General features: G+C 73.4%; 23 protein-coding genes. 15 read left to right on the plus strand and 8 right to left on the minus strand.

From position 1 onward, the window contains the following. The first annotated feature begins 132 nt into the window (after window positions 1-132). From BLS67_RS18845 to BLS67_RS18865, 5 genes are read left to right on the plus strand one after another with little or no spacing between them, the layout of a single operon-like run. A complete protein-coding gene (locus tag BLS67_RS18845; RefSeq protein ID WP_207500737.1) occupies window positions 133-1,464 on the plus strand; it encodes an extracellular solute-binding protein in 1,332 nt (443 codons plus the stop codon). Then, window positions 1,461-2,423 carry a carbohydrate ABC transporter permease gene (locus BLS67_RS18850; RefSeq protein ID WP_091248217.1) on the plus strand — a complete coding sequence of 321 codons (963 nt, stop codon included), beginning with the start codon at window positions 1,461-1,463 and terminating at the stop codon, window positions 2,421-2,423. Before BLS67_RS18845 ends, BLS67_RS18850 begins: the two co-directional genes overlap by 4 nt. Then, a complete protein-coding gene (locus BLS67_RS18855) occupies window positions 2,423-3,256 on the plus strand; it encodes a carbohydrate ABC transporter permease (RefSeq protein WP_091248220.1) in 834 nt (277 codons plus the stop codon). The genes BLS67_RS18850 and BLS67_RS18855 overlap by 1 nt, the downstream gene beginning before the upstream one ends. A 33-nt stretch (window positions 3,257-3,289) precedes the next feature. After that, window positions 3,290-4,555 (plus strand): ABC transporter ATP-binding protein, encoded by a 1,266-nt coding sequence (locus BLS67_RS18860; protein ID WP_091248223.1) that lies wholly within the window; start codon window positions 3,290-3,292, stop codon window positions 4,553-4,555. Then, on the plus strand, window positions 4,552-6,138 hold the full coding sequence (locus tag BLS67_RS18865; protein WP_091248231.1) for an alpha-amylase family glycosyl hydrolase: 1,587 nt from the start codon (window positions 4,552-4,554) through the stop codon (window positions 6,136-6,138). Before BLS67_RS18860 ends, BLS67_RS18865 begins: the two co-directional genes overlap by 4 nt. Before the next feature lie 15 nt (window positions 6,139-6,153). On the opposite strand, the gene BLS67_RS18870 is transcribed toward BLS67_RS18865, so the two are convergent. Next, window positions 6,154-7,134 carry a PfkB family carbohydrate kinase gene (locus BLS67_RS18870; protein WP_091248234.1) on the minus strand — a complete coding sequence of 327 codons (981 nt, stop codon included), beginning with the start codon at window positions 7,132-7,134 and terminating at the stop codon, window positions 6,154-6,156. Window positions 7,135-7,275: 141 nt separating this feature from the next. On the opposite strand from BLS67_RS18870, the gene BLS67_RS18875 reads away from it, so the two are divergent. Beyond that, window positions 7,276-8,121: a PspA/IM30 family protein gene (locus BLS67_RS18875; RefSeq protein WP_091248238.1), complete on the plus strand. Its 846-nt coding sequence runs from the start codon at window positions 7,276-7,278 to the stop codon at window positions 8,119-8,121. Between the two features lie 50 nt (window positions 8,122-8,171). Here the strand turns inward: BLS67_RS18875 and BLS67_RS18880 are convergent, their stop codons facing one another. Further along, window positions 8,172-9,023: a DNA-formamidopyrimidine glycosylase family protein gene (locus BLS67_RS18880; RefSeq protein ID WP_091248241.1), complete on the minus strand. Its 852-nt coding sequence runs from the start codon at window positions 9,021-9,023 to the stop codon at window positions 8,172-8,174. 96 nt (window positions 9,024-9,119) lie between these two features. On the opposite strand from BLS67_RS18880, the gene BLS67_RS18885 reads away from it, so the two are divergent. The 3 genes from BLS67_RS18885 to BLS67_RS18895 are packed head-to-tail and all read left to right on the plus strand — an operon-like array spanning window position 9,120 to window position 11,217. Continuing rightward, window positions 9,120-9,683 carry an antibiotic biosynthesis monooxygenase gene (locus BLS67_RS18885; protein ID WP_091248244.1) on the plus strand — a complete coding sequence of 188 codons (564 nt, stop codon included), beginning with the start codon at window positions 9,120-9,122 and terminating at the stop codon, window positions 9,681-9,683. A gap of 15 nt (window positions 9,684-9,698) precedes the next feature. Continuing rightward, window positions 9,699-10,292, plus strand: a complete 594-nt coding sequence (locus BLS67_RS18890; RefSeq protein ID WP_242654201.1) for an antibiotic biosynthesis monooxygenase — start codon at window positions 9,699-9,701, stop codon at window positions 10,290-10,292. 34 nt (window positions 10,293-10,326) lie between these two features. After that, window positions 10,327-11,217 (plus strand): DNA-3-methyladenine glycosylase family protein, encoded by an 891-nt coding sequence (locus tag BLS67_RS18895; protein ID WP_091248246.1) that lies wholly within the window; start codon window positions 10,327-10,329, stop codon window positions 11,215-11,217. A 52-nt stretch (window positions 11,218-11,269) separates the two neighbouring features. Here the strand turns inward: BLS67_RS18895 and BLS67_RS18900 are convergent, their stop codons facing one another. Further along, entirely contained in the window at window positions 11,270-15,919 is a 4,650-nt protein-coding gene (locus tag BLS67_RS18900) for an ATP-dependent helicase (protein ID WP_091248249.1), read from the minus strand. A 77-nt stretch (window positions 15,920-15,996) separates the two neighbouring features. On the opposite strand from BLS67_RS18900, the gene BLS67_RS18905 reads away from it, so the two are divergent. Further along, entirely contained in the window at window positions 15,997-17,142 is a 1,146-nt protein-coding gene (locus BLS67_RS18905; RefSeq protein WP_091248255.1) for an acyl-CoA dehydrogenase family protein, read from the plus strand. Window positions 17,143-17,169: 27 nt separating this feature from the next. Then, entirely contained in the window at window positions 17,170-17,865 is a 696-nt protein-coding gene (locus BLS67_RS18910) for a maleylpyruvate isomerase family mycothiol-dependent enzyme (protein WP_091248258.1), read from the plus strand. Here the strand turns inward: BLS67_RS18910 and BLS67_RS23525 are convergent. Continuing rightward, on the minus strand, window positions 17,834-17,935 hold the full coding sequence (locus BLS67_RS23525; protein WP_131801789.1) for an LPXTG cell wall anchor domain-containing protein: 102 nt from the start codon (window positions 17,933-17,935) through the stop codon (window positions 17,834-17,836). The two genes, BLS67_RS18910 and BLS67_RS23525, sit on opposite strands and share 32 nt — an antisense overlap. A gap of 33 nt (window positions 17,936-17,968) precedes the next feature. Between BLS67_RS23525 and BLS67_RS18915 the strand changes: the two genes are divergently transcribed. Further along, window positions 17,969-18,163 (plus strand): DUF3046 domain-containing protein, encoded by a 195-nt coding sequence (locus BLS67_RS18915; protein WP_091248261.1) that lies wholly within the window; start codon window positions 17,969-17,971, stop codon window positions 18,161-18,163. A 22-nt stretch (window positions 18,164-18,185) separates the two neighbouring features. On the opposite strand, the gene BLS67_RS18920 is transcribed toward BLS67_RS18915, so the two are convergent. Beyond that, the gene (locus BLS67_RS18920; RefSeq protein ID WP_091248264.1) at window positions 18,186-19,043 is read right to left on the minus strand and encodes an NAD(P)H-binding protein; all 858 of its coding nucleotides are present in this window, start codon (window positions 19,041-19,043) and stop codon (window positions 18,186-18,188) included. Window positions 19,044-19,134: 91 nt separating this feature from the next. On the opposite strand from BLS67_RS18920, the gene BLS67_RS18925 reads away from it, so the two are divergent. The 3 genes from BLS67_RS18925 to BLS67_RS23300 all read left to right on the plus strand — a co-directional run bounded on the left by BLS67_RS18925 (window position 19,135) and on the right by BLS67_RS23300 (window position 22,505). Continuing rightward, entirely contained in the window at window positions 19,135-19,533 is a 399-nt protein-coding gene (locus BLS67_RS18925) for a winged helix-turn-helix transcriptional regulator (RefSeq protein WP_091248267.1), read from the plus strand. 194 nt (window positions 19,534-19,727) lie between these two features. Then, window positions 19,728-20,762, plus strand: a complete 1,035-nt coding sequence (gene recA / locus BLS67_RS18930) for a recombinase RecA (protein WP_091248578.1) — start codon at window positions 19,728-19,730, stop codon at window positions 20,760-20,762. Window positions 20,763-20,795: 33 nt separating this feature from the next. Continuing rightward, the gene (locus BLS67_RS23300; protein WP_109504766.1) at window positions 20,796-22,505 is read left to right on the plus strand and encodes a regulatory protein RecX; all 1,710 of its coding nucleotides are present in this window, start codon (window positions 20,796-20,798) and stop codon (window positions 22,503-22,505) included. A gap of 72 nt (window positions 22,506-22,577) precedes the next feature. Here BLS67_RS23300 and BLS67_RS18940 read toward each other — a convergent pair whose 3' ends face one another. The 3 genes from BLS67_RS18940 to BLS67_RS18950 are packed head-to-tail and all read right to left on the minus strand — an operon-like array spanning window position 22,578 to window position 24,622. Continuing rightward, window positions 22,578-23,018: a hypothetical protein gene (locus BLS67_RS18940; RefSeq protein ID WP_091248270.1), complete on the minus strand. Its 441-nt coding sequence runs from the start codon at window positions 23,016-23,018 to the stop codon at window positions 22,578-22,580. 54 nt (window positions 23,019-23,072) lie between these two features. After that, the gene (locus BLS67_RS18945) at window positions 23,073-23,978 is read right to left on the minus strand and encodes an amino acid ABC transporter permease (RefSeq protein WP_091248273.1); all 906 of its coding nucleotides are present in this window, start codon (window positions 23,976-23,978) and stop codon (window positions 23,073-23,075) included. Continuing rightward, window positions 23,975-24,622 (minus strand): amino acid ABC transporter permease, encoded by a 648-nt coding sequence (locus tag BLS67_RS18950; protein ID WP_091248276.1) that lies wholly within the window; start codon window positions 24,620-24,622, stop codon window positions 23,975-23,977. Before BLS67_RS18950 ends, BLS67_RS18945 begins: the two co-directional genes overlap by 4 nt. Window positions 24,623-24,704: the final 82 nt, after the last annotated feature.

Consider the following 24,704-nt stretch of genomic DNA (forward strand, 5'->3'; position numbering starts at 1 on the left):
CCCGGCAACGGTCCCCATCTCGGTTTGACACCCCCCGTGGGCTGGACCACAGTCGGCTCACAGCTGGTGATCATCAATCGCCGGACCGTGTGCGGCCGCCGTGCCGCCCGACCCACCGGAGGCGGCTGACACGTGCCGAGGACGACGAACCACAGGGTCAGGTCGAGGGCCGGCCGCACGGCGCGGCTGCTGGGTGCGGGGGCGGCGGCCGTGGTCGCGGCCTCCGGTCTGGCCGCCTGCGGCAGCGGGGACGACGGGGTGCCGGTGCTGAACTGGTACATCAACCCCGACTCCGGCGGGCAGGCCGAGATCGCGTCGCGGTGCACCGACGACGCCGGCGGGCGGTACACCATCGAGGTCAGCCAGCTGCCCCGCGACTCCCCGTCCCAGCGCGAGCAGCTGGTCCGCCGGCTGGCGGCCAACGACTCCTCCATCGACATCATGAGCCTGGACCCGCCCTACATCCCGGAGTTCGCCCAGGCCGGCTTCTTCGCCCCGGTGCCCGAGGACGTCGCGCAGCGGGTGACCACCGACGTCGTCCAGTCGGCGGTCGACGGCTCGACCTGGGACGGCGAGCTGGTCACGGTGCCGTTCTGGGCCAACACCCAGCTGCTCTGGTACCGCACCTCGGTGGCCGAGGCGGCCGGGCTGGACATGACGCAGCCGGTGACCTGGGACCAGCTGGTCGAGGCGGCGCAGGGCCAGGACGTGCGGCTGGGCGTCCAGGGCATCCGGTCGGAGTCGCTGACGGTGTGGCTGAACGCGCTGATCGAGAGCGCCGGGGGCTCGATCATCGCCGAGAACTCGACCGACCCCGAGGACATCGAGCTCGGGCTGACGTCCGAGGCCGGCGTCCGGGCGGCCGAGGTGCTGCGCGACGTGTCGGCCAGCGGCACCGGCGGCCCGGCGCTGTCCACGGCCAACGAGGACACCACCGCCACCGACTTCGAGGGCGACCAGGGCGGGTTCCAGGTCAACTACCCGTTCGTCTACCCGCGCGCGCAGGCCGCGGTCGAGGGCGGCACGCTCGACCAGGCGGTGCTCGACGACTACGGCTGGGCGCTGTACCCCAGGGTCGACGCCGACACCGAGACGGCGCCCCCCTACGGCGGGATCAACCTGGGCGTGGGTGCCTTCAGCGAGCACCCGGACTTCGCCTACGAGGCCACCGAGTGCATCACCTCGACGGAGAACCAGGCCTACTACTTCGTCAGCAACGGCAACCCGGCGTCGGACACCACGGTGTACGAGGACCCCGACGTGCTGAGCGAGTTCCCGATGGCCCCGACCATCCTCGAGTCCCTGCAGCTGGCCAAGCCGCGGCCGCAGACCCCGTACTACAGCGAGGTCTCCGGCGGCATCCAGCGCGAGTACCACCCGACGGCATCCGTCGACCCGGAGCAGACGCCGCAGGACGCGACCGAGCTCATCGAGGCAGTCCTGCGGAAGGAGCAGCTCCTGTGAGCACGACGACGTCGCCGCCGACGCCGCGGACGAAGGCCGAACCTGCGCCCGAGCGGCACACCAGCGACCGGGCGAAGGCCGAGCGCAAGCTCGGCTGGCTGCTCGCCGGCCCGGCGCTGGCGGTGATGCTGCTGGTCACCGCCTACCCGATCGCCCAGGCGTTCTACGACTCGCTGTTCGACTACCGCCTCACCGACCCGGAGAACCGCTCGTTCACCGGGCTGAACAACTACCTGGTGGTCCTCACCGACCAGCTGTGGTGGCGCTCGATCGGCGTCACCGCGCTCATCACGGTGGTCACCGTGGCCGTCGAGCTGGTGCTGGGCTTCGGGCTCGCCCTGGTGATGAACAAGGCCCTGAAGGCGATCCGCCCGGTGCTGCGCGCGGCGATCCTCATCCCGTACGCGGTCATCACGGTGGTGTCGGCCTTCGCCTGGCAGTTCGCCTTCGACATCAACACCGGGTTCATCAACAGCTGGTTCGTCTGGCTGCCCGGGGTCGACTCCACGACCGACTGGTTCGGCGACTTCGGCACCTCGATCTTCGTGGTCTGCCTGGCCGAGATCTGGAAGACCACCCCGTTCATCTCGCTGCTGCTGCTGGCCGGTCTGGCCCAGGTGCCCGAGGTGCTGCAGGAGGCCGCCCAGGTCGACGGCGCCACCTGGTGGCAGCGGATGCGCAAGGTGACCATCCCGAACATGAAGGCCGCGATCATGGTCGCGCTGCTGTTCCGCACGCTGGACGCCTTCCGCGTCTTCGACTCGATCTTCGTGATGACGGCGGGGGCCAACGGCACCGAGACGGTGTCCTTCCTGGCCTACCGGCAGACCATCTCGCGGCTGGAGATCGGGCTGGGGTCGGCGGTCTCGGTGCTGCTGTTCCTGACCGTGGTGGGCATCGCGTTCACCTTCATCAAGGGGTTCAAGGTCGACCTGTCCCAGGCGAGGGGTGACAGCTGATGTCCACCAAGGAGAAGACCGGCTGGATCGTCGGCGGCGTCCTGATCGTCCTGTACTGCCTGGCGCCCATCGCCTGGATCGTGTCGCTGTCGTTCAAGGCTCCGGCCGACCTGTCCAACGCGTCGTTCCTGCCGACGACGCCCTCGACCGAGAACTACGCGACGATCCTCACGGGCAACGCCAGCGAGCTGTTCCTCCCGGCCCTGGTGAACTCGTTCGGCATCTGCCTGATCGCCACGTTCATCAGCTGCGTGCTGTCGATGTTCGCGGCCTACGCGATCGCCCGGCTTGACTTCCCGGGCAAGAAGTTCATCCTCGGCACGGCGCTGGCCGTGGCGATCTTCCCGGTCATCTCGATCGTCACGCCGTTGTTCAACCTGTGGCGGCAGATCGGGCTCTACGACACCTGGCCGGGGTTGATCATCCCGTACCTGTCGCTGACCCTGCCGCTGTCGATCTGGACGATGTCGGCGTTCTTCCGCGAGATCCCCTGGGAGATGGAGCAGGCCGCGCAGGTCGACGGCGCCACCACCTGGCAGGCCTTCCGCAAGGTGATCGTCCCGCTGGCCGCGCCGGGGGTGTTCACCACCGCGATCATCGCCTTCTTCATCGCCTGGAACGACTTCGTCTACGGCATCTCGCTGACCTCGACGTCGGCGTCGCGCCCGGTGCCCGCCGCACTGGGCCTGTTCTCCGGCGCCTCCCAGTTCGAGGACCCGACCGGCGCCATCGCCGCGGCCGCCGTCATCGTCACCATCCCCGTCGTCGTCCTGGTGCTGGTCTTCCAGCGCCGCATCGTCGCCGGGCTCACCAACGGCGCCGTCAAGGGCTGACCGCCCGCCCTCACCCACGACTGGAGACCCCCGATGGCATCGATCGAGATGAAGAACATCGTCAAGAAGTACGGCGACGGGTTCCCCGCCGTGAACGACATCAGCCTGGACATCGCCGACGGCGAGTTCATGATCCTGGTGGGCCCCTCGGGCTGCGGGAAGTCGACCCTGCTGCGGATGATCGTCGGCCTGGAGGACATCACCTCCGGCGACATGGTCATCGGCGGTGACCGGGTGAACGACAAGGCCCCGCGCGACCGCAACCTGTCGATGGTCTTCCAGAACTACGCGCTCTACCCGCACATGAGCGTGTACGAGAACATCGCCTTCCCGCTCCGGCTGGCCAAGACCCCCGACGACAAGGTGGACCGCCTGGTCAAGGAGGCCGCCGACGTCCTCGAGCTGCACGAGCACCTCGAGCGCAAGCCCGCCAACCTCTCCGGTGGCCAGCGGCAGCGCGTCGCGATGGGCCGGGCGATCGTCCGGCAGGCCGAGGCGTTCCTGTTCGACGAGCCGCTGTCCAACCTCGACGCCAAGCTGCGCGGGCAGATGCGCACCGAGATCGCCCGGCTGCAGCGCCGGCTGGGCATCACCACCGTCTACGTCACCCACGACCAGACCGAGGCCATGACCCTGGGCGACCGGGTCTGCGTGCTGCGCAAGGGCTCGATCCAGCAGGTCGCGTCCCCGCGCGAGCTCTACGAGCAGCCGGTCAACCTGTTCGTCGCCGGGTTCATCGGCTCGCCGCCGATGAACTTCCTGCCCGCCACGGTCAAGGGCTCGACGCTCGAGACGCCCTTCGGGAACATCGACCTGGACGAGGAGCGCGCCGCCGCGGTCGCCGGCCACGAGCTGCTGCTGGTCGGCATCCGGCCGGAGTACTTCGAGGACGCCTCGCTGGTCGACGACGCCAAGAAGCACGTCGGGACGACGTTCACCGCGAAGGTCGACGTCACCGAGTGGCTGGGCGACCAGCAGTACGCCTACATCCCCTACGAGGCCCCCGACGCGATCCGCACCCAGCTGCGCGACCTCTCGCGCGAGCTGGACAGCGAGGAGCTGCGCACCCAGGCGATCGTCTCCATCGACGCGAGCAGCCGCATCCGCGAGGGCCGCGACGCCGAGTTCTGGCTGGACCTGCGCAAGGTGCACGTCTTCGACCCCGAGACGGGCGAGAACCTGACCCGCGACGCCGAGGCCGGCGCCGAGCTGACCCGCATGGCCACCGAGGACCGCGAGGAGCAGGTCGCCGAGGCCGCCGGCGGCCTGACCGGGGAGCGCTCGAGCGGCGCCGCGTGAGCGACCCGTCGCCGTGGTGGCGGCACGCGGTGGTGCACGAGGTCTACGTGCGCAGCTTCGCCGCGGCCGGCGCCGGGCGCGCCCACGGGATCGGTGACGTCGAGGGCATCCGCTCGCGGCTGCCCTACCTGGCGCAGCTCGGCGTGGACGCCCTGTGGATCACCCCCTGGTACCCGTCGCCGATGGCCGACGGCGGCTACGACGTGGCCGACCACTGCGCCGTCGACCCCCGGCTGGGCACCCTGGCCGACGTCGAGGCGCTGCTGGCCGACGCGCACGCGCACGGGCTGCGGGTGCTCGTCGACCTGGTGCCCAACCACACCTCGGTCCAGCACCCGTGGTTCACCGAGCGGCCCGACCTGTACGTGCTCCGGCCGGGGCGGGGCGAGGCCTCGCCCAACGACTGGATCTCGGCGTTCGGCGGGCCGGCCTGGACCCGGCTGCCGGACTCCGACCTCTGGTACCTGCACACCTTCGCCCCCGAGCAGCCCGACCTGGACTGGTCGGTCGACGAGGTGCGCGACCGGTTCGACGAGATCCTGCGGTTCTGGCTGGACCTCGGGGTCGACGGGCTGCGGGTGGACGCCGTCCCGGCCATCGGCAAGGACCTCGCCCTCCCGGACGCCGGTCACGCCCCCGGCGCACTGTTCGAGTCCGGCCGCTGGGTCGACAGCCCGCAGTGGGACGGCGACTGGGTGCACGAGGTCGTCGCCCGGTGGCGGTCGGTGGTCGACGCCTACCCCGGTGACCGGGTGCTGGTCAGCGAGTCGGTGGTCGCCGGACCCGAGCGGGCGGCCCGGTACGTGCGGCCCGGGGAGATGCACACGACCTTCAACTTCGACCACCTGCGCTGCCCCTGGGACCCCGCGGCGCTCCGTTCGGTCGTCGACGCCACCCTCGCCGCACTCGCCCCGACCGGGGCGCCGGCGACCTGGGTGCTGTCCAACCACGACGAGACCCGGCACGTCACGCGCTTCGGCCGGGCGCACACCGGCGCCGGGGTGATGGGCTTCGACGCCGGTGCCCCGGCCGACCTCGAGCTGGGTCTGCGCCGGGCCCGGGCGGCCGCGCTGCTCATGCTGGCGCTGCCCGGCAGCGCGTACCTGTACCAGGGCGAGGAGCTGGGGCTCCCCGAGGTCACCGACCTGCCCGACGAGGTGCTCCAGGACCCCACCTTCGTGCGGTCCGGCGGCGCCGTCCGCGGTCGGGACGGCTGCCGGGTACCGCTGCCCTGGTCGGGGTCGGCGCCCCCCTTCGGCTTCGGGGCCGACCACCCCTGGTTGCCGCAGCCGGCGTCGTGGGCCGAGCTCACCGCTGCCGCGCAGGAGGGCGACCCCGCCTCGACCCTGCAGCTGTACCGGGCCGCGCTGGCGCTGCGCCGGGCGAGGCTGACCGACGAGCAGTTCGGCTGGGACGACGGGACGCCGGCCGACGTCCTCTCCTTCGGGCGCGGGGCGGGCTTCCGGTGCGTGGTCAACCTGGGCCCCGATCCCGCCCCGCTGGCCGGGGAGGTCCTGCTGGCCAGCGGGCCGCTGGTCGACGGCCGGCTGCCCACCGACACCGCCGCCTGGCTGGCGTCCTGACCCTGCCCGCGGCCGTCAGGCCCGGGCGGCGTCGAGCTCGGCGCGGGTGGGCGGGTCGGCGCCGACCTTCGTGCAGCACAGGGCGGCGACCAGGGAGGCATCGGTGCAGATGCGGGTCAGCACGTCGTCGGCCACCGCGTCCAGGGCGGGCCGGCGGGTGATGCCGGCCTCCAGCAGCCCGGTGAGGAACCCGGCGGCCAGCGAGTCACCGGCACCCACCGTGTCGGCGACGGTCACCGTCGGCGGCTGCAGGCGCAGCAGCGGCTTGCCCGGGCGGGCGACCCGCAGCGGGGCACCGCCGTCGGTGAGGAGCAGGACGCCGGGGCCGCGGTCGGCCCAGCGCTGGGCGGCGTCGTCGAGGTCGGTGGTGTCGGGCTCCAGCCAGGCGAGGTCCTCGGCGCTGACCTTGACCACGTCGGCGACGGCCAGCAGGCGCTGCAGCCGGTCCCGCACCTCGGCGGCGGTGTTGCCGAACCCCTCGGCCAGGGCCACCCGGATGTTCGGGTCGACGCTGACCAGGGCCGACCCCTCGGTGTGCAGCCGCTCGGCCAGGGCGGCGATGGCCTCGCACCCCGGTGCGGTCCACGACGAGATGGACCCGATGTGCAGGGCGTCGCTCCCGGTGGGCCAGGCGGCGGTGACCTCGTCGTCGGTCCACTGCCAGTCCGCCGCCCCCAGCACGTGGAAGCCGTAGTCCGCCGAGCCGTCGGCGGCCAGGCCGACCACCGCGAGGCTGACCGGGTCGTGGGAGGCGACCGAGCGGGACAGGTCGACCCCGGACAGCTCGGCGTGCCGGCGCAGGTTGCCGGCCAGCGGGCCGGTGCCGAACCGGGCGAGCAGGTGCACCGGGTGCCCCAGGCGACCGGCGGCGACGGCCACGTTCAACGCGTTGCCGCCCGGTCGGGCGACGAACCGGGGAGCGGTGCCCTCGGCGCCGGCGTCGGCGGTGGGGTCGGGGATCAGGTCGACGACGAGCTCGCCGAGCACGGTCAGCATGGGTGGCACAGTAGTGGCGCAGGTCTCCCGGAGGACCGTGGTGGCCCCGCGCGACCTGGTACTGGGACGATGGGGGTCGACGACGTCGCCCGTGGAGCCCGCGGCCCCTCCGGGGGTGTCGGCACCCGACCAGGAGGAACCATGCCCAACCCGTTCGTGAAGCTCTGGAAGTACCTGACGGCGTCGGCCAACGCGCAGATCGACGAGCGCGCCGACCCGAAGATCCAGATCCAGCAGGCGATCGAGGGCGAGCAGCAGCGGCACCAGTCGCTGGCCAACCAGGCCGCGGCGGTGCTGGGCAACCAGCGCCAGCTCGAGATGCGGCTCAACCGGCAGCTGGGCGAGGTCGAGCAGCTGCAGTCCTCGGCGCAGCAGGCCCTGGCCCTGGCCGACCAGACCCGGGCGTCGGACCCCGTCAAGGCGGCCGAGTACGAGCAGGCCGCGCAGGCCTTCGCCACGCAGCTGGTGAGCGCCGAGCAGTCGATGGAGGACCTCAAGCGCAGCCACGACGAGGCGCTGCAGGCCGCCGAGCAGGCCAAGGGGGCCGTCGAGCAGAGCCGCATGCGGTTGCAGACCATCCTGGCCGAGCGCACGAAGCTGCTCTCGCAGCTGGAGCAGGCCAAGATGCAGGAGCAGGTCTCCGCCTCGCTCAAGCAGGTCAACGAGCTGTCGGCGCCGGGCAACACGCCCAGCCTGGGCGAGGTGCGCGACAAGATCGAGCGCCGCTACGCGAACGCCCTGGGCCAGGCCGAGCTGGCGCAGAACTCGGTCGAGGGCCGGATGATGGAGGTCCAGAAGGCGACCCTGGACGTCGCGGGTGCCTCCCGGCTGGCCCAGATCCGCGCCGGCATGGGCGGGGGAGCCGCGGCCGGCCAGCAGGCCGTCACCGGTTCCCAGGCCGCCGGTGCGATCGAGCAGGGTGCGCCCCAGGCGGCGCCGCAGGTGCAGCAGCCGGTCGAGCAGCACGACCAGCGCCCCCAGTCCTGACCGCAGGACGACGAACGCCCTCCCGGCTGTCGCCGGGAGGGCGTTCGTCGTCAGTAGCGGGCCCGCCGGGGTTCGGTGCCGGGTTGGCCGGTGCGGGCCCGCGGGTCCACCGGCCTCGGGTCGGCCTGGCAGCGGGGGCACCACCAGGTCACCCGCTCCTGCAGGTCGGGTCCCTGGTCGCCGAGCAGGATCGTCGTGCGGCACCGCCGGCACGGGCGGCCCTTGCGGCCGGCCACCCAGTGGTCCTGCCCCCGGCGGGTGTCGCCGGTCGTGCTCTGCTCGGGCCGGTCGCGGTTGGCCAGCATGAGGGTGCGGCCGCGCTCGACGAGGCCGGGCAGGTCCGGGACGTCGGCCACCCGTGCCCACGGGTTGACCCCCGACAGGAACAGGCTCTCGACCTTGTACAGGTTGCCGATGCCGGCCAGGTTGCGCTGGTCGAGGATCGCGACGCCGATCTGCTCGTCGGGCTGCGCGAGCAGGCGCCGCAGCACCTCGTCGAGGTCCCAGTCCGGCCCGAGGACGTCGGGCCCGAGGTGGCCGACCAGGGTGTCCTCCTGGCTGGTGGGCACCATGGCCATGTCGTGCAGCCGGTATCCGACGCACTCCCACTCGGGCGTGGCCAGGACCGCGCGGATGCTGAACGCCGGTCCGCCCCGCCACCGGGCACCGGGCCGGTAGAGGTGCCAGCTGCCGTCCATGCGGTAGTGGGTGCGCAGCGTTCGTCCGTCGGCGAACCGGAGGAGCATGTGCTTCCCGCGCGGGACGACCTCGGTGACCGTGGCCCCGGTCAGGTCGACGGCGGCGAGCTGGGGCACCCGGAGCTCGCCCCGGGTCAGGGTGGCCCCGTGCAGCGCGGTGTCCATGCGCTTCGCCGCCAGCCAGACGGTGTCTCCCTCAGGCACGGCCCCATCCTCCCTGGTGGGGAGGGGTGTCGCCGGGCGGTGTGAGGCCGCCGACATCCGGAAGACATCTGGTTGTCTCAGTGCTGAGATACTTCTGTGAGCACCTGGGCACCCCTGCACGCCGGCTCCCCGCAGCCGGTGACGGTCACGGCCGCCCGGGTGGTGCGGCCCGAACGCCGGGAGGCCTTCGAGCAGTGGGCCCGCGAGGTGCAGGCGCTGGCCGCCACCTTCCCCGGCCACCTGGGCTCGTCCACGCTGCGCCCGGGGGCCGGCAGCGACGAGTTCCACCTGGTCTACCGGTTCGCCGACGCCGACTCGATGGCGGCGTGGGAACGCTCGCCGGAGCGCGCCCGGTTGGTGGCCCAGCTGGCCGACCTCGTCGAGGACGAGCGGTTCGCCCGGGTCGAGGGGCTCGAGGGCTTCTTCGGCCGCACCGCCTCGGCTGCCCCGGCGTGGCGCGTCGTCCTGCTCACCGTGCTCGGGGTCTTCCTGCTGACCTCGACCTTCCACCTCCTCGTGCAGCCGCTGGTGGCGGACTGGCCGTGGCCGCTCCGGCTGCTGGTCTCGGCCGTGGTCGTGGTCAACGGGCTGCGGTTCGTCGTCATGCCGGCGCTGACCCGGCTGTGCGGCCGGTGGCTGCGTCCGGGCTCACGTCGCTGAGGTCTCGCCCCGGACGTGGCCGCCGGGCAGGCTGACCCGGTGCCGCCCCGCCGCCGTCCGCCGTCCCCGGACACCCAGCCGGTGACGGTGACCGCGGCCCGGCAGGTGCGGCCGGACCAGGTCCCGGCCTTCGAGGCGTGGGCCGAGGAGATCATGGCCCTGGCGGCCACGTTCCCCGGCCATCTGGGGTCCACCCTGCTGCGCCCCGGCTCGGGCAGCTCGGAGTACCACCTGGTCTACCGGTTCCACGACCGCGAGGCGCTGGCCGCCTGGGAGCGGTCCCCGCAGCGGCACGAGGCCCTCGGCCGCGCCGGGTCGATGGTGGACAGCTCCCGGTACAGCCGGGTCAGCGGGCTGGAGAGCTTCTTCACCGCGCCCGACCGGGCCGACGGCCCCTCCCGCACCCGGTTGACGGCGCTGACCATCGCGGTGGTGTTCGCCCTGCAGCTGGTCGTCCAGGCGGTCGTGGCGCCGTGGGTCGGCCACTGGCCGCTGGTGCTGCGGGCGCTGTTCTACGCGGTGGTGCTGGTGCTGGCCCTTGGCTACGTCTTCATGCCCTTCCTGACCCGGCGGCTGGCCCGCTGGCTGAGGCCCCGGTTGCGGGGCTGACGAACCGTCGGACCCGTCGGGTAGACCTCCGGTCGTGCCGACCATCGCTCCCCGGGGCCCGTTCTCGCTCGCGGCCAGCAGCCGCTTCCTGGAGGGCTTCGCCCCGGCGGGGCGGGCCGCCGACGACGGCCCCCTCCGGCTGGTGTTCGCCCCCGACGGCCGTGGACCGGTGACCGGTGCCGCCGTCACCCAGTCCGCCGACGGCACGGTCCGGGCCGACGTCGTGGGGAGCGAGCCCGCGGGGTTCGGCGACCACCTGGCCCGGATCCTGTCCCTGGACGTCGACGGCGCCGGCTTCCCCGCGATCGCCGACCGGGACCCGGTCGTCGGGCGGCTGGCTGCGGCCTACCCCGGACTCCGGCCGGTCGGCTTCCACTTGCCGTACGAGGCGGCCTGCTGGGCCGTCGTCGGCCAGCGCCTGCGGATCACCCAGGCCGCCGGGGTGGTCGCCGGCATCCGCGCCCGGTGGGGGGAGACCGTGGAGGTCGCCGGCCGCCCGGTGGCGGCGTTCCCCGCGGCCCCGGTCCTGCTCGACGTGGCCGGGGAGCTGCCGCTGCCCGAGGTCAAGCAGGAACGGCTGCGCGGGCTCGCCGCGGCCGCGGTCGACGGGCGGCTCGACGGCGCCCGGTTGCGCGACCTGTCGGCGGAGGAGGCGATCGCCGAGGTCAGCCGGCTGGCCGGGATCGGGCCCTTCTCGGCGGAGCTGGTCGTGGTGCGCGGGGCCGGTCACCCGGACCGGTTCCCGACCAGCGAGGGTCGGCTGCACGACTCGATGCGCCAGCTCTACGGACTGCCCGACGCAGGGGTGGCCGAGCTGACGACCGTGGCGGAGGCCTGGGCCCCCTACCGCACCTGGGTCTCGGTGCTGCTCCGCGTCGACCGGGAGGCCGCCACCGGCGAGATCGCCCGCGGGCGCCGCCGCTGAGCCGGTGCCCACCGGTGTCGACAGCGCGACACGTCGACCTGTCGACACCGCCTCAGCCGCGCAGCCGCAGTCCTCGCGGTGTGGCGCTGAACCCGGCGGCCTGCAGCGCCGCCGACAGCGGGGTGGCCTCGTGCACCGACGCGCCGTCGGCCTTCTGGACGACGATGCGGCCCAGCGCGCCGGCGGCCACCGCGTTCGACAACGCCGTCGCCGCCTCCTTCAGGGCGACCTCCTCCTCGGTCCAGGACAGCAGCGTCTTCCCCCCGCGCTCGACGTACAGCACCAGCTCGCCGTCGACGAGCACGACCAGTGCACCGGCCTTGCGGCCGGCGCGGTGCCCGGTGCTGCCGCGCTTCTTCGCGACGCCCGGGGCGGTGCCCTCGCCGAGGTCGACCGCCTCGTCGGCCCCGTCACCGGTCGGCGCCTCACCCGGCGCGCCGATGGTCCGCTCGGGCCAGGGGAGAGCCGCGCCGTAGACGTTGGCCGGGTCGGTGGCGGCCAGCACGACCGCCGGGGTGGGGGTGCGGTCGGGGCTGGCGAAGCTGCGGAGCCGGTCGACCGAGCCCGGGGTGCCGAACTGGGCCGCGCCGAGGGTCTCCACGAAGTACCCGCGCCGGGCGCGGCCGTTCTCCTCGTAGGCCCGCAGGATCGGGTAGACGGCGGAGAACCCGCCGAGCACCTGCTCGGCCATGACGGCGCCGCGGGTCAGCACGCCGTGCCGCTCGAGCAGCGACTCGGTGCGGGCGTTGTTGCGCTTGGTCGCGTTGGTCTCGAGCTCGGGCAGCCGGGACCACCGGCCGGCGACCATCGGGGGGCCGGTGCGGCTGGGCATGGCCGGTCGGCCCACCCGGGTGCGGCCGTAGCGGGTGCGGTCGAGCCGGGCGCGGGGTGCCGCGGGGGCCTTCTTGTGCGCCCCGCCGCCGGCCAGCCGGGCCCGCAACGGGGCGAGGGTGTCGTTGGTGAGGGCTCCGGACCACACGAGGTCCCACACCACCTCGGCGAAGGCCTGGTCGTCGGTGGCCCCGACCCGGTCGGACAGCCCGCGGAAGAACAGCGCCTGCCCGCCGGACAGCTCCTCGAGCACCTGCCCGCCGACCCCGCCCTCGTCCTGGGCACCCAGCGGCGGTTCGGGCAGCAGCAGGGAGGCGAGGTCGGCCGGGACCAGGGTGATCCAGCCGTCGCCCCCGGACAACCCGCCGGCGCCGGCCCACAGCACCTCGCCGGCGCTGGTCAGCTCGTCGAGCATGCCGGGCTGGTAGCCCTGCACGCGCGAGGGCAGCACCAGGGTCTCGAGGGCGGAGGCGGGCACGAGGGCCCCGGCCAGCTGCTCGACGACCGCGAGCACGCCGTCGACCCCGCGCATGCGGCTGCCGACGGACTGCCACGACGGCGTGTAGCGGGCCAGCGTGGTCGTCGGGACCGGCTCGACCTCCTGGCGCAGCTTGGCCAGGCTGCGCCGCCGGATGGAGCGCAGCACCTCGGCGTCGCACCACTCCTGGTCGACCCCGCCGGGCCGGAACTCGCCGGTGACGATGCGACCGGTGCCCACCAGCCGCTGGATGGTGGTGGTCACCACCGCGACGCCCAGGCCGAGCCGGTCGGCCACCTCGCTCGGCACGAACGGGCCGTGCGTGCGGGCGTAGCGGCCGACGAGGTCGCCCAGCGGGTCGGCGACCGGCTCGGTGAACACCTCGGGCACGCCCACCGGGAGGGCGGTGCCCAGCGCGTCGCGGAACCGGCCGGCGTCCTCGATGGCGACGTACCGGTCCTGCCCCGCGATGCGCACCCGGAGCACCCGGCGACCGGCCACCAGCTCGTCCAGCCACTCCTGGGACACCCCCCGGGCGGCAGCCTCGGTGGCGCTGAGATCACCGACCACGCGCAGCAGGTCGGCGCCGGCGTCGACGTCCCGGGGGTGCCGGTCGGCCGGCTGCCGCTGCAGCTCGGCCTCGATCTCGGTGAGCGCGTCGCCGTCGAGCAGCTCGCGCAGCTCGGAGCGGCCCAGCAGCTCGGCCAGCAACCCGGTGTCCAGTGCCAGCGCCTGGGCGCGCCGCTCGGCCAGCGGGGCATCGCCCTCGTAGATGAACTGGCCGACGTAGCCGAACAGCAACGACTGGGCGAAGGGGGAGGCGCTCTGGGTCTGCACGTCGGCCACCCGCACCCGCCGCGAGCGGATGTCGCTCATCAGCTCGACCAGGCCCGGCACGTCGTAGACGTCCTGCAGCACCTCCCGCACCGCCTCGAGGGTGATCGGGAAGCTGGAGAACTCGCTGGCCACGCTGAGCAGCTGCGCGGCGCGCTGCCGCTGCTGCCACAGCGGGGTGCGCCGGCGGGGATCGCGGCGGGGGAGCAGCAGGGCACGGGCGGCGCACTCGCGGAACCGGCTGGCGAACAGCGCGGAGTTGCCGACCTCGGCGGTGACCTCCCGCTCGACGTCGTCGGGGTCGAGGATCGCGAGGTCGGCCTCGGGCGGCTCGCCGGTGGTGTCGGGCAACCGCAGCACGATGCCGTCGTCGGCGTGCATCGAGGCGACGTCCACCCCGTACCGCTCGCGCAGCCGGGCCGCGAGCACGAGCGCCCAGGGGGCGTTCACCTGCGCGCCGAACGGGGAGTGCACGACCAGCCGCCAGTCGCCGAGCTCGTCGCGGAAGCGCTCGACCAGCAGCGTGCGGTCGTCGGGCAGGTGCCCGGTCGCGGCCTTCTGCTCGACCAGGTAGGCCTGCAGGTTGGCCGCGCCCCACTCGTCGAGCCCGGCCGCCCGGGCCCGCTCGAGTCCGGCGGCCGGCGTGGCGCTCCCGACCTCGCGGAGGAAGGCGCCGAGCGCCCGGCCCAGCTCCAGCGGGCGGCCCAGGGTGTCGCCGTGCCAGAACGGCATCTTGCCGGGCTGCCCGGGTGCGGGGGTGACCAGCACGCGGTCGTGGGTGATCTCCTCGATCCGCCAGGAGGAGGAGCCGAGCAGGAAGACGTCGCCGACCCGCGACTCGTAGACCATCTCCTCGTCGAGCTCACCGACCCGGCGGCCTCCGGTCTCGCCGCCGCCGGAGACGATGAAGACGCCGAAGAGGCCGCGGTCGGGGATCGTGCCGCCGCTGGTGACCGCCAGCCGCTGCGCGCCCTGGCGCGCGGTGAGGGTGTCGGTCACCCGGTCCCAGGTCAGCCGGGGCCGCAGCTCGGCGAAGGCGTCGGAGGGGTAGCGGCCGGCCAGCATGTCGAGCACCGCGTGCAGCGCGGAGTCCGGCAACGAGGCGAACGCCGCAGACCGGCGCAGCACCCCGGCCACCTCGTCGACGGTCTTGGGCTCCTCGGCGACGATCGCCACGATCTGCTGGGCCAGCACGTCCAGCGGGTTGCGCAGGTAGCGGATGGACTCGATCTGGCCGGCCTTCATCCGCTCGGCCACCACCGCGGACTGCACCAGGTCACCCCGGAACTTGGGGAACAGCACGCCGCGGCTGACCGCGCCGACCTGGTGCCCGGCCCGGCCGACCCGCTGCAGCCCGGCGGCCACGTTGGGCGGTGACTCGACCTGGATGACGAGGTCGACCGCACCCATGTCGATGCCCAGCTCCAGCGAGGAGGTGGCCACCACGGCGGGCAGCTGCCCGGACTTCAGCGCCTCCTCGACGACGGCCCGCTGCTCCCGGGAGACCGACCCGTGGTGGGCCGAGGCCACCGGCTTGGCGTCCGGCGGCAGGCCACCCCCGCCGCCGGCCTGGGCCATGAGCTGGGCCGCGTCGGCACCTGCCGGGACGGTCTCGCCGGTGGCCCGCTCGTAGGCGAGCTCGTTGAGCCGGCTGGTCAGCCGTTCGGCCAGCCGGCGGGAGTTGGCGAACACGATGGTGGAGCGGTGCGCCTCGATGAGGTCCAGCACCCGTTCCTCGACCGCCGGCCAGATCGACGTCCTCGGCTGGGCGCCGGCCGCGGACCCCTCCATCTCCCCGGTGGGTTGGCCGAGCTGACTCATGTCCTCGACCGGCACGACCACCGACAGGTCCCACTGCTTGGTCGACGGCGGCGCCACGATCTGCACCGGCCGCCCCCCGGCGAGGAAGGTGGCGACCTCCTCGATCGGCCGCACCGTGGCCGACAGCCCGATCCGCTGCGCCGGCTTCTCGAGCAGCATGTCCATCCGGTCCAGCGAGACCGCCAGGTGGGCGCCGCGCTTGCTGCCGCAGACCGCGTGCACCTCGTCGAGGATCACCGTCTCGACCCCGCGCAGCGCCTCCCGCGCCTGGCTGGTGAGCAGCAGGAACAGCGACTCGGGGGTGGTGATGAGGATGTCGGTGGGCCGCCGGGCGAACGCCCGCCGCTCGTCGGCGGGGGTGTCACCGGACCGGATGCCCACACTGATCTCGGGGCGGGGGAGACCGAGCCGGGCAGCGGCCTGGCCGATGCCGGTCAGCGGCGCCCGCAGGTTGCGCTCGACGTCGACGGCCAGCGCCTTCAGCGGGGACACGTAGAGCACCCGGCAGCGGGCCTTCTCCTCCTCCGGCAGCGGGGTGGCGGCCAGCCGGTCGAGCGACCAGAGGAAGGCCGCCAGCGTCTTGCCCGAGCCGGTGGGGGCGACGACCAGGGCGTGCTCACCGCTGCTGATCGCCGTCCAGGCGCCCTCCTGGGCCGCCGTGGGCGCGTCGAAGGCGCCGGTGAACCACGCCTTGGTGGGCGCGGAGAACCGGTCGATCGCGGACGGGGCGGGAGGCACCCCACCAGTGTCCCCAGCGGGTACGACAATTGCGCGGGCTCTGGAAACAGTCAGCGTTGTCTGCCACAGTCGGAGGCATGCGCTCCCACCTGTACGAGGCCGACCACGACGACTTCCGCGCCAGCGTGCGCACGTTCGTGGAGAAGGAGATCGCCCCCTTCCACGACCAGTGGGAGCGCGACTCGATCGTGCCGCGCGAGGTCTGGACCGCCGGGGGCGCGCAGGGCTTCCTCGGCATCGACCAGGACGAGCGCTTCGGCGGCGGCGGCGTGCGCGACTTCCGCTACCAGGCCGTGCTGTCCGAGGAGATGACCCGGGTGGGCGCCAGCGGGGTCGGGTTCACCCTGCACAACGACGTCGTCAGCCCCTACCTGCGCGACCTCGCCACCGAAGAGCAGCAGGCGCGCTGGGTGCCCGGGTTCTGCAGCGGCGAGCTGATCACCGCGATCGCGATGACCGAGCCCGGCACCGGCAGCGACCTGCAGGGCATCACCACCACCGCCCGGCGGGACGGCGACGACTGGGTGCTCAACGGGTCGAAGACGTTCATCACCAACGGCATCAACGCCGACCTGGTCATCGTCGTCGCCCGCACGAACCCCGACGTCCCGGCGTCGAAGGGCACCAGCCTGCTGGTCGTCGAGCGGGGCATGCCCGGCTTCGAGCGGGGGCGGAACCTGGACAAGGTGGGTCTCAAGGCGCAGGACACCGCGGAGCTGTTCTTCACCGACGTCCGGGTGCCGGCCGCCAACCTGCTGGGCACGCCCGACCGCGGCTTCCTGCACCTGATGGAGAACCTGCCGCAGGAACGGCTGTCCATCGCCATCGGCGCGGTCGCGGCCATCGAGACCGTGCTCGCGCAGACGGTGGAGTACGTGACCAGCCGCACGGCGTTCGGCAAGCCGGTCGGCAGCTTCCAGAACAGCCGGTTCGTGCTCGCCGAGCTGCAGACCGAGGCCATCATCGCCCGCACCTTCGTCGACGAGTGCATCCGCCAGCTGGACGCCGGCACCCTCACCGCCGTCGATGCCGCGCAGGCCAAGTGGTGGTGCAGCGACCTGCAGAACCGCACCGCCGACAAGTGCCTGCAGCTGCACGGCGGCTACGGCTACATGAGCGAGTACCCGGTCTCCAAGGCCTGGCGCGACGCCCGCGTGCAGTCCATCTACGGCGGCACCAACGAGATCATGAAGGAGATCATCGGCCGCTCCATGGGGTTGTGACCTGCCCGGGCGGGGGATGAGCCGGGCATGGAGCTCAGCGACGCAGCAGCCATCGAGGAGTGGACGCAGGCCCAGGCGCGGGTCATCGCGCTGGTGGCGGACCTGCCCGCCGCGGACGTCGCCCGCCGGGTGCCCGCGTGCCCGGACTGGACCGTGCACGACCTGGTCGCCCACGTGGTCGGGGTCGACGCCGACGTCCTGTCCGGCGACGAGGCCGACGACCACAACAGCGGCTGGACGCAGGCCCAGGTCGACGCGCGGGCCGGGCGGGGGATCGGGGCGCTCATCGAGGAGTGGCACGGTCTCACCGAGCCGCTGCGGGCGTGGATGGCCGAGCACGGCACCCGGCCGATGGGCGACGTCGTCATGCACGAGCAGGACCTCCGCGGCGCGCTGGGCACCCCGGGGGCGCACGACACCCCGGCGATGGCGCAGCTCCGCGACCGCTTCGCCGCACGGGTCGCCGACGCGGTGGCCGAGGCCGGGCTGCCGCCGATCGCCCTGGTCGGCAGCACCTGGCGCACCGGGCCCGAGGACGCCGAGGTGGTCCTGACGGCGTCGGACTTCGACCTCGCCCGGGCCGTGCAGTCCCGGCGGTCGGCGGACCAGCTGCGCGCCTGGACCACCCGGGGCGACGTCGGCCGCTACCTGGCGTGCTTCGAGACCCTCGGTCCGCTGCCCGCACGACCGCTCAGCGACGGCGCCACATCATCACCAGGCTGACCAGCATCAGGCAGACGATCGCGATCTGGCCGACGGTGTCCCAGGTCGCGGAGCCGGTGCTCGGGATCATGGCTCGACGGTAGCCGCGGGTACCGTCGAGGTCGTGCGACTGCAGGAGTTCTGGGGCCAGATCAGGAGCCAGTTCGGCGACCTGCGCGGCGAGTCCATCGCCCGCGACCACGTGTTCTCCGCCTTCGGCGGGCGGACCGCGGTGGCCGCCATCGACAGCGGCGTGCCCGTGCGCACGGTCTGGTTGGCCATCTGCGAGGAGTTCGACGTCCCGGCGCAGGCTCGCTGACCTGCACCGGGACGTCGCCGCATCAGCGGCCCAGGACCAGGGCGACGTGCTCGGCCATGGTGCGGGTCGGGCGACCGGTCAGCCCGGAGATGCCCTTCCCGCCGGTGTCGAGCTCACCGGCGGCGATGCCGGCGTCGATGGCGGCGACGAAGCCCGCGGTGCCCTCGTCGAGGCCGACGCCCCGGAGCAGGGCGACGTGGTCGTCGGTCGGCAGGTCGTGGTGGACGACGTCGGTGCCGGTCTGCCGGCCGATCTCGGCGGCCAGGTCGGCCAGCGCCATGGGGGCGTCGCCGTCGAGCTCGATGGTCGCCGGGGTGACCTCGGCCGCGGTGAGGACGGCGACGGCGGCCGCCGCGAAGTCGGCCCGCGAGGCCGGCCAGACCACACCGCCGTGGGTGCTGCCGGCCAGCTGACCGGTGCTGGCGGCCTGGCCGATGGTGGCGTCGTAGTTCTCCCAGTACCAGTTGTTGCGCAGCACGACGACCGGCAGGCCGCTGTCCGCGAGCAGCTCCTCGGTGGCCTTGTGCTCGGGTGCGAGGACCAGCGTGCTGGTCAGCGCGCGGGGGGCGGAGGTGTAGACGAGCAGCTCGACGCCGGCGGCCTTCGCGGCCTCGACGACGTTGGTGTGCTGGGCGACCCGCTGGCCCACCTCGCTGCCCGAGACGAGCAGCAACCGGTCGGTGCCCTGCAGGGCGGCCTCGAGGGACGCCCGGTCGGTGTAGTCGGCCACGGTGACGACGACGCCGCGCTCGGCGAGGTCGGCGGCCTTCGCGGCGTCGCGGACGAGGGCGGTGACCTCGCCGGCCGGGACGCCGGCGTCGAGCAGGCCGGTGACGACGAGGCGGCCGAGCTGGCCGGTGGCTCCGGTGACGGTGATCATGACGCTTCCCTTCCGATGTGCACTAACTCCTGGTTAGTGCTTTCATCGAGAACGTACACTGGCCCGGACATCCGTCGAGAGGAGGGGCGCTGTGGGCGTCGACACACCTGGGCCCGCCCCGGCCGCGGACCCCGTCGAGGACTTCGCCGCCGACGTCTTCTCCCGCCGCTGCACCTCGCGCGAGGCGCTCGAGCACGTCACCGGCAAGTGGGCACTGCTGGCCGTGACCGCCCTGCTGGAGTCGCCGCACCGGTTCGGCGAGCTGCGCCGCCGGGTCGACGGCGTCAGCGAGAAGATGCTGTCCCAGAGCCTGCAGACCCTCGAGCGGGACGGCTGGGTGCACCGCGAGGTCCGCTCGACCATCCCGCCGCACGTGGAGTACCGGCTGACCGATGCCGGTCGCGAGCTGGCCCCCCGGTTGCTCGACCTGGTCCGGTTCGTGGAGGGGGCGATGCCCGCCGTGCACGCCGCGCGGGCCGCCCGGAGCTGATCCGGGACGACGCGACACGCCGGTCCTCGGGCGTGTCGCTGGCTTCGAACACGTGTTCGTCATACCGTTGCTGTCCACAGGCCGGGCGCGGATCCACAACTTCGCCCGACCCCCCGGTTTTGTCGGACCCCCGCCCTACCGTCGGACCCGACCCGCAGACAGCGACGCACGCGACGACACCGAAGGTGGACACCATGGCAACCCTGGACCGCGACAAGGCCCTCGACATGGCCCTGGCCCAGATCGACAAGCAGTTCGGCAAGGGCTCGGTCATGCGGCTGGGCGACTCGCCCGAGGTGGCCATGAAGGTCATCCCGACCGGCTCGATCGCCCTCGACATCGCCCTGGGCGTCGGTGGCCTGCCCCGCGGCCGGGTCGTCGAGGTCTACGGCCCCGAGGCCTCGGGCAAGACGACGGTCGCCCTGCACGCGGTGGCCAACGCCCAGGCCGCCGGCGGCATCGTGGCCTTCGTCGACGCCGAGCACGCGCTGGACCCCGACTACGCCCGCGCCATCGGCGTCGACACCGACGCCCTGCTGATCAGCCAGCCCGACACCGGCGAGCAGGCGCTGGAGATCGCGGACATGCTGATCCGCTCCGGTGCGCTGGACCTCATCGTCATCGACTCGGTGGCCGCCCTGGTGCCCCGCGCCGAGATCGAGGGCGAGATGGGCGACAGCCACGTCGGTCTGCAGGCCCGCCTCATGAGCCAGGCCCTCCGCAAGATCACCGGTGCGCTCAGCAACTCCGGCACGACCTGCATCTTCATCAACCAGCTGCGCGAGAAGGTCGGCGTGGTCTACGGCTCGCCCGAGGTCACCACCGGTGGTCGCGCGCTGAAGTTCTACTCGTCCGTGCGGCTCGACGTCCGCCGCATCGAGACCCTGAAGACCGGCACCGACGCCGTCGGCAGCCGCGTGCGGATCAAGGTCGTCAAGAACAAGGTCGCCGCTCCGTTCAAGCAGGCCGAGCTCGACCTCATCTGGGGCACCGGGTTCAGCCGTGAGGGTGGCCTGATCGACATCGGCGTGGAGCAGGGCTTCGTCCGCAAGTCCGGTGCTTGGTACACCTACGAGGGCGACCAGCTGGGGCAGGGCAAGGAGAACGCCCGCGGCTTCCTGCGCGACAACCCCGACCTGGCCGACGAGATCGAGAAGAAGATCAAGGAGAAGCTCGGCATCGGGCCGCGGCTGGACGCCCCGGTCGACGCCGTGCCCGCCGACTTCTGAGTCCGGTGATCCGCGCCGACGGTCACCCGCTCCATGAGTGAGGACGACGGCACCTCGACCGGCGGCGGCCCCGTCGCCGGTCGTGGCGCCGGTTCGACCGGCACGCCGTCGGTGGTCGACTTCGGCGTGCTGGACGACGCCCGCGAGTCGACCCGGGCCGCGGTCGAGGTGGTGGACCTCAGCTCGCTGGGCGAGGTGGTCGGCCCGTCGGCGGGCCCCGAGGTGGTCGACTTCGAGTCCGTGGCCGGCCCGGCCGACCGACGGTCGGCGGCGCAGTCGCGCACCCGCTCCGCGGGTCCTGCCGACGGTGCGCCACGCCGTCGCCGGTCGAGCCGTCCGGTCGATCCTGCCCCGGTCGACGCTGCACAGGTCGACCCTGCCCCGGTGAAGCCCCCCGCGGCGGACGAGCACGACGGGGTGGCGCGGTTGTGGCCGGCCGAGGACGCCGATCCGCTGGCCGCCGGCTCGCGCTCGGCCGAGAGTCCGGCGGGTACGCGCCGCTCCCGGCGGCCGGCGTCCTCCGACGACGACCGCCGGAGCCGATGGGTTGCCGCGGCGGATCGGGAGGGCCCTGGCCAGACCGAGGCCGCCACGACGGAGGTCGGTGACGACGGCTCCGGTGACGGCGGGGGAGACTCCGCCGGGCGCTCCGGACGGTCGGGCTCGGGGTCGTCCGGGAAGTCGCGCTCCGGCTCGTTCGGCAGATCGGGCTCGGGCTCGTTCGGGAAATCGCGCTCCGGATCGTTCGGGAAGTCGGGCTCCGGCTCCTTCGGCGCGTCCGGTTCCAGCTCGTTCGGCGATTCCGCGTCGCGGTTGGGCAGAGGGTCGCGGCGGAGCGGCTCCTCGGGGGGCAAGCGCCGGGAGTGGGGCATCCAGCTCGACGCCGAGGTCGAAGAGCCCGTGCCCGGCGTCGCCGCGGCCGAGGGCTCGGGTGCCACCGGCGCCGAGGACCAGGCTCCGGCCGGCGGTCGGCACGACCGCTCGACGCGCACCGCGAACAGGGGGCGGGCGGGGTCCTTCGGTCGTCCGCGCCGTGCGGAGGGCGAGCCTCCGCCGGAGTTCGACGACCCCGAGCAGACCGCCAAGCAGATCTGCCTGACCGCGCTCACCGGTGCCTCCCGCAGTCGCCAGCAGCTGGCCGAGCTGCTCGCTGCCCGCGAGATCCCCGACGAGGTCGCCGCCACCGTCCTCGACCGGTTCACCGAGGTCGGGCTGGTCGACGACGCCGCCTTCGCCGCGGCCTGGGTCAGCTCCCGCCAGTCGACGCGGGGGCTGAGCCGGCGGGCGCTGTCCCACGAGCTGCGGGCCAAGGGCATCGACCCCGAGGTCGCCTCGGTGGCGCTGGAGGCGGTCGACCCGCAGGACGAGTGGGACACCGCCCGGGCCCTGGTCGCCCGCAAGGTGCCCGGCATGCGCCGGCTCGACACCGCGACGGCCACCCGCCGGCTCACCGGCATGCTGGCACGCAAGGGCTACGGCATGGGCTTGGCGGCCTGGGTGGTCCGCGAGGCCTTGGAGGCCGACGGCACGGTCGAGGACGCCGCGGCCGAGGCCGACGACGCCGCACCCGACCTGGCCGGTGTCGAGCCGGCCGGCGACGGCCCCGCAGTGCGTCGTGGGCTGTGGTCGGGGCGCCCGCTCGGGGAGGACACGGACGGCGAGGTCGGCGAGGGCCTCACCGTCGACGGCGTCGCGCGCTCCCGTTCGGCGGCCCCACATCCCGGCGGCTTCGGCCGGCGCTAGGCCCCGCACAGCAGGACGGGCCCGTCGGCACGCCGGAGCGTGCCGCCGAGCCCGTCGTGGAGGCGGGGTGGGTCAGGTGGCCAGCCAGGCCGCGACGTCGACCGCGGTGCCGGCGGGGGAGTCCTCGTCGGGGACCAACCACAGCGGGGACTCCGGGCGGCCCTCGGTCAGCCACTGCTGGATGGCGGCGTCGAAGCCCGACGTCGTGACGGTCAGTGCCGCCGGCCCGCGCTCGGGGTCCACGGACCGCCGGGCCGGGCCCAGGAACGTCACGTCGGACTCGGCACCGTCGTCCCACTGCAGGACCACACGGCACCGGGAGCGGCGGTGCCGGGCCGGGGGAACGGCCTCCCGGACCACCGCCGACTGCGCGCCCGCCGCGGCCGCGAAGTGCGTCGCCGAGGACCGCAACCGGCTCACGAAGAGCTGTTCCGGATCGGTCCCGACCAGGTGCAGGACCGGCTGGTCCGGCTCGTCGGAGGGGGCGAGGGCGAGGGCGGCGGTGGTGTCCATGGTCCCACCAGTCTCACCCGCCACAACCCTGCGTGCGCGGAGCGCCACGCCGTGTCAGAACGACGGTTCGGCTCCCCGCTGGACCCCCGTGCCGATGGTCGACGTCGCGAGGCTCGGCGGAGCGGCCCCGGCGGCCTTGGCCGATGAGCGCGTCCGCTTCTCCACCAGCTTGGCCACCTGCGACAGCGCGATGTTGATGACGATGTAGATCACCGCGGCACCGACGTAGAGCTGGAACGTGTAGATGTCGCCGAAGCGGGAGTTGAAGAACTCCACCAGGCTGCGGGCCTGCCGCAGCAGCTCGAACACCCCGATGATGAAGCCCAGCGAGGTGTCCTTCAGCAGCACCACGAGCTGCGCGATGAGGACCGGCAGCATCCGGCGGATCGCCTGGGGGAGCAGCACCAGGGTCATGACCTGGGTCTTGCGCATGCCGAGGGCGTAGGCCGCCTCGCGCTGGCCCTTGTCCACCGAGAGGATCCCGGCCCGGAAGATCTCGGCGAGCACCGCCATGTTGTAGAGCGTCAGCCCGCCGACCAGGGCCGCGAAGGCCGACAGCGAGACGCCGAAGCCCGGCAGCACGAAGTACAGCGCGAAGATCACGACCAGCAGCGGGATCGCGCGGAAGAACTCGATCACCGTGGTGACCGGGATCCGCAGCCACCGGTGGTCGGACAACCGGCCGACGGCCAGCAGCAGCCCCAGGACGGTCGAGGTCACCATGGCCACCGCGGCGATCCGCAGGGTGAGCAGCAGAGCCGACCCGAAGGCCTGCGGCACCCCGGCGGCCGGGTCGAACAGGATCGCCCAGCGAGCAGGGTCCAGCTGCCCGTTGCCGTTCAGGCGCCAGAGGATGACTGCCAGCAGTGCCAGCACCAGGACACCGCCGACGACGGTGCCGATCAGCTGGCGCCGCTTGGCCTTCGGGCCGGGGACGTCGAAGAGGACGAGGGAGCTCATCGCAGGATCGCCACCCGGTGCTCGATGCGGTTCAGGGCGATCGCGGCCGGCACCGTGATGACCATGTAGGCCAGCACCACGCCCAGCAGGATGAACAGCAGGTCGTTGGGGTCGGCGTTGGTCAGCCGGGCCAGCAGCGAGCTGACCTCGCTGATCGAGAATCCCGCGGCGATCGAGGTGTTCTTGGCCATGGCGATCAGCACGCTGCCCAGCGGCGGCACCACGGTGCGGAACGCCTGGGGCAGCACCACGGTGGTCAGGGTCTGGCTGAAGGTGAGCCCCAGCGCGCGGGCGGCCTCGGCCTGACCCGGCGCCACGGAGTTGATGCCCGAGCGGATCGCCTCGGCCACGAAGGCCGCGGTGTAGGTGCCCACCGCGACCACCGCACCGGCGAAGAACGGCAGCACCGTGTCGATCTGCGGCAGGCCGAAGATGACGAAGAAGAAGACCACGGTCAGCGGGGTGTTGCGGAAGATCTCGACGTAGGTCGTGGCCAGACCGCGCAGCGGTGCGATCGGGCTGACCCGCATGCCGGCCAGCACGGTGCCCAGGACCAGGGCGAGCACCCCGGCGAAGAACGTCAGGCCCAGGGTGTTCAGGAACGCGTCCCGGAAGAGGTCGATGTTGTCCAGGAAGAACTGCACGGTGCCTCCTCTCGGGGTGGCTCAGCGGGGGTGGGCGCGCCGGTCCCCGGCCACCCGTGCGGGGTGACCGGGGACCGGTGCG

Origin of the sequence: Klenkia soli (assembly GCF_900103975.1) — a bacterium.
Taxonomy (GTDB): domain Bacteria; phylum Actinomycetota; class Actinomycetes; order Mycobacteriales; family Geodermatophilaceae; genus Klenkia; species Klenkia soli.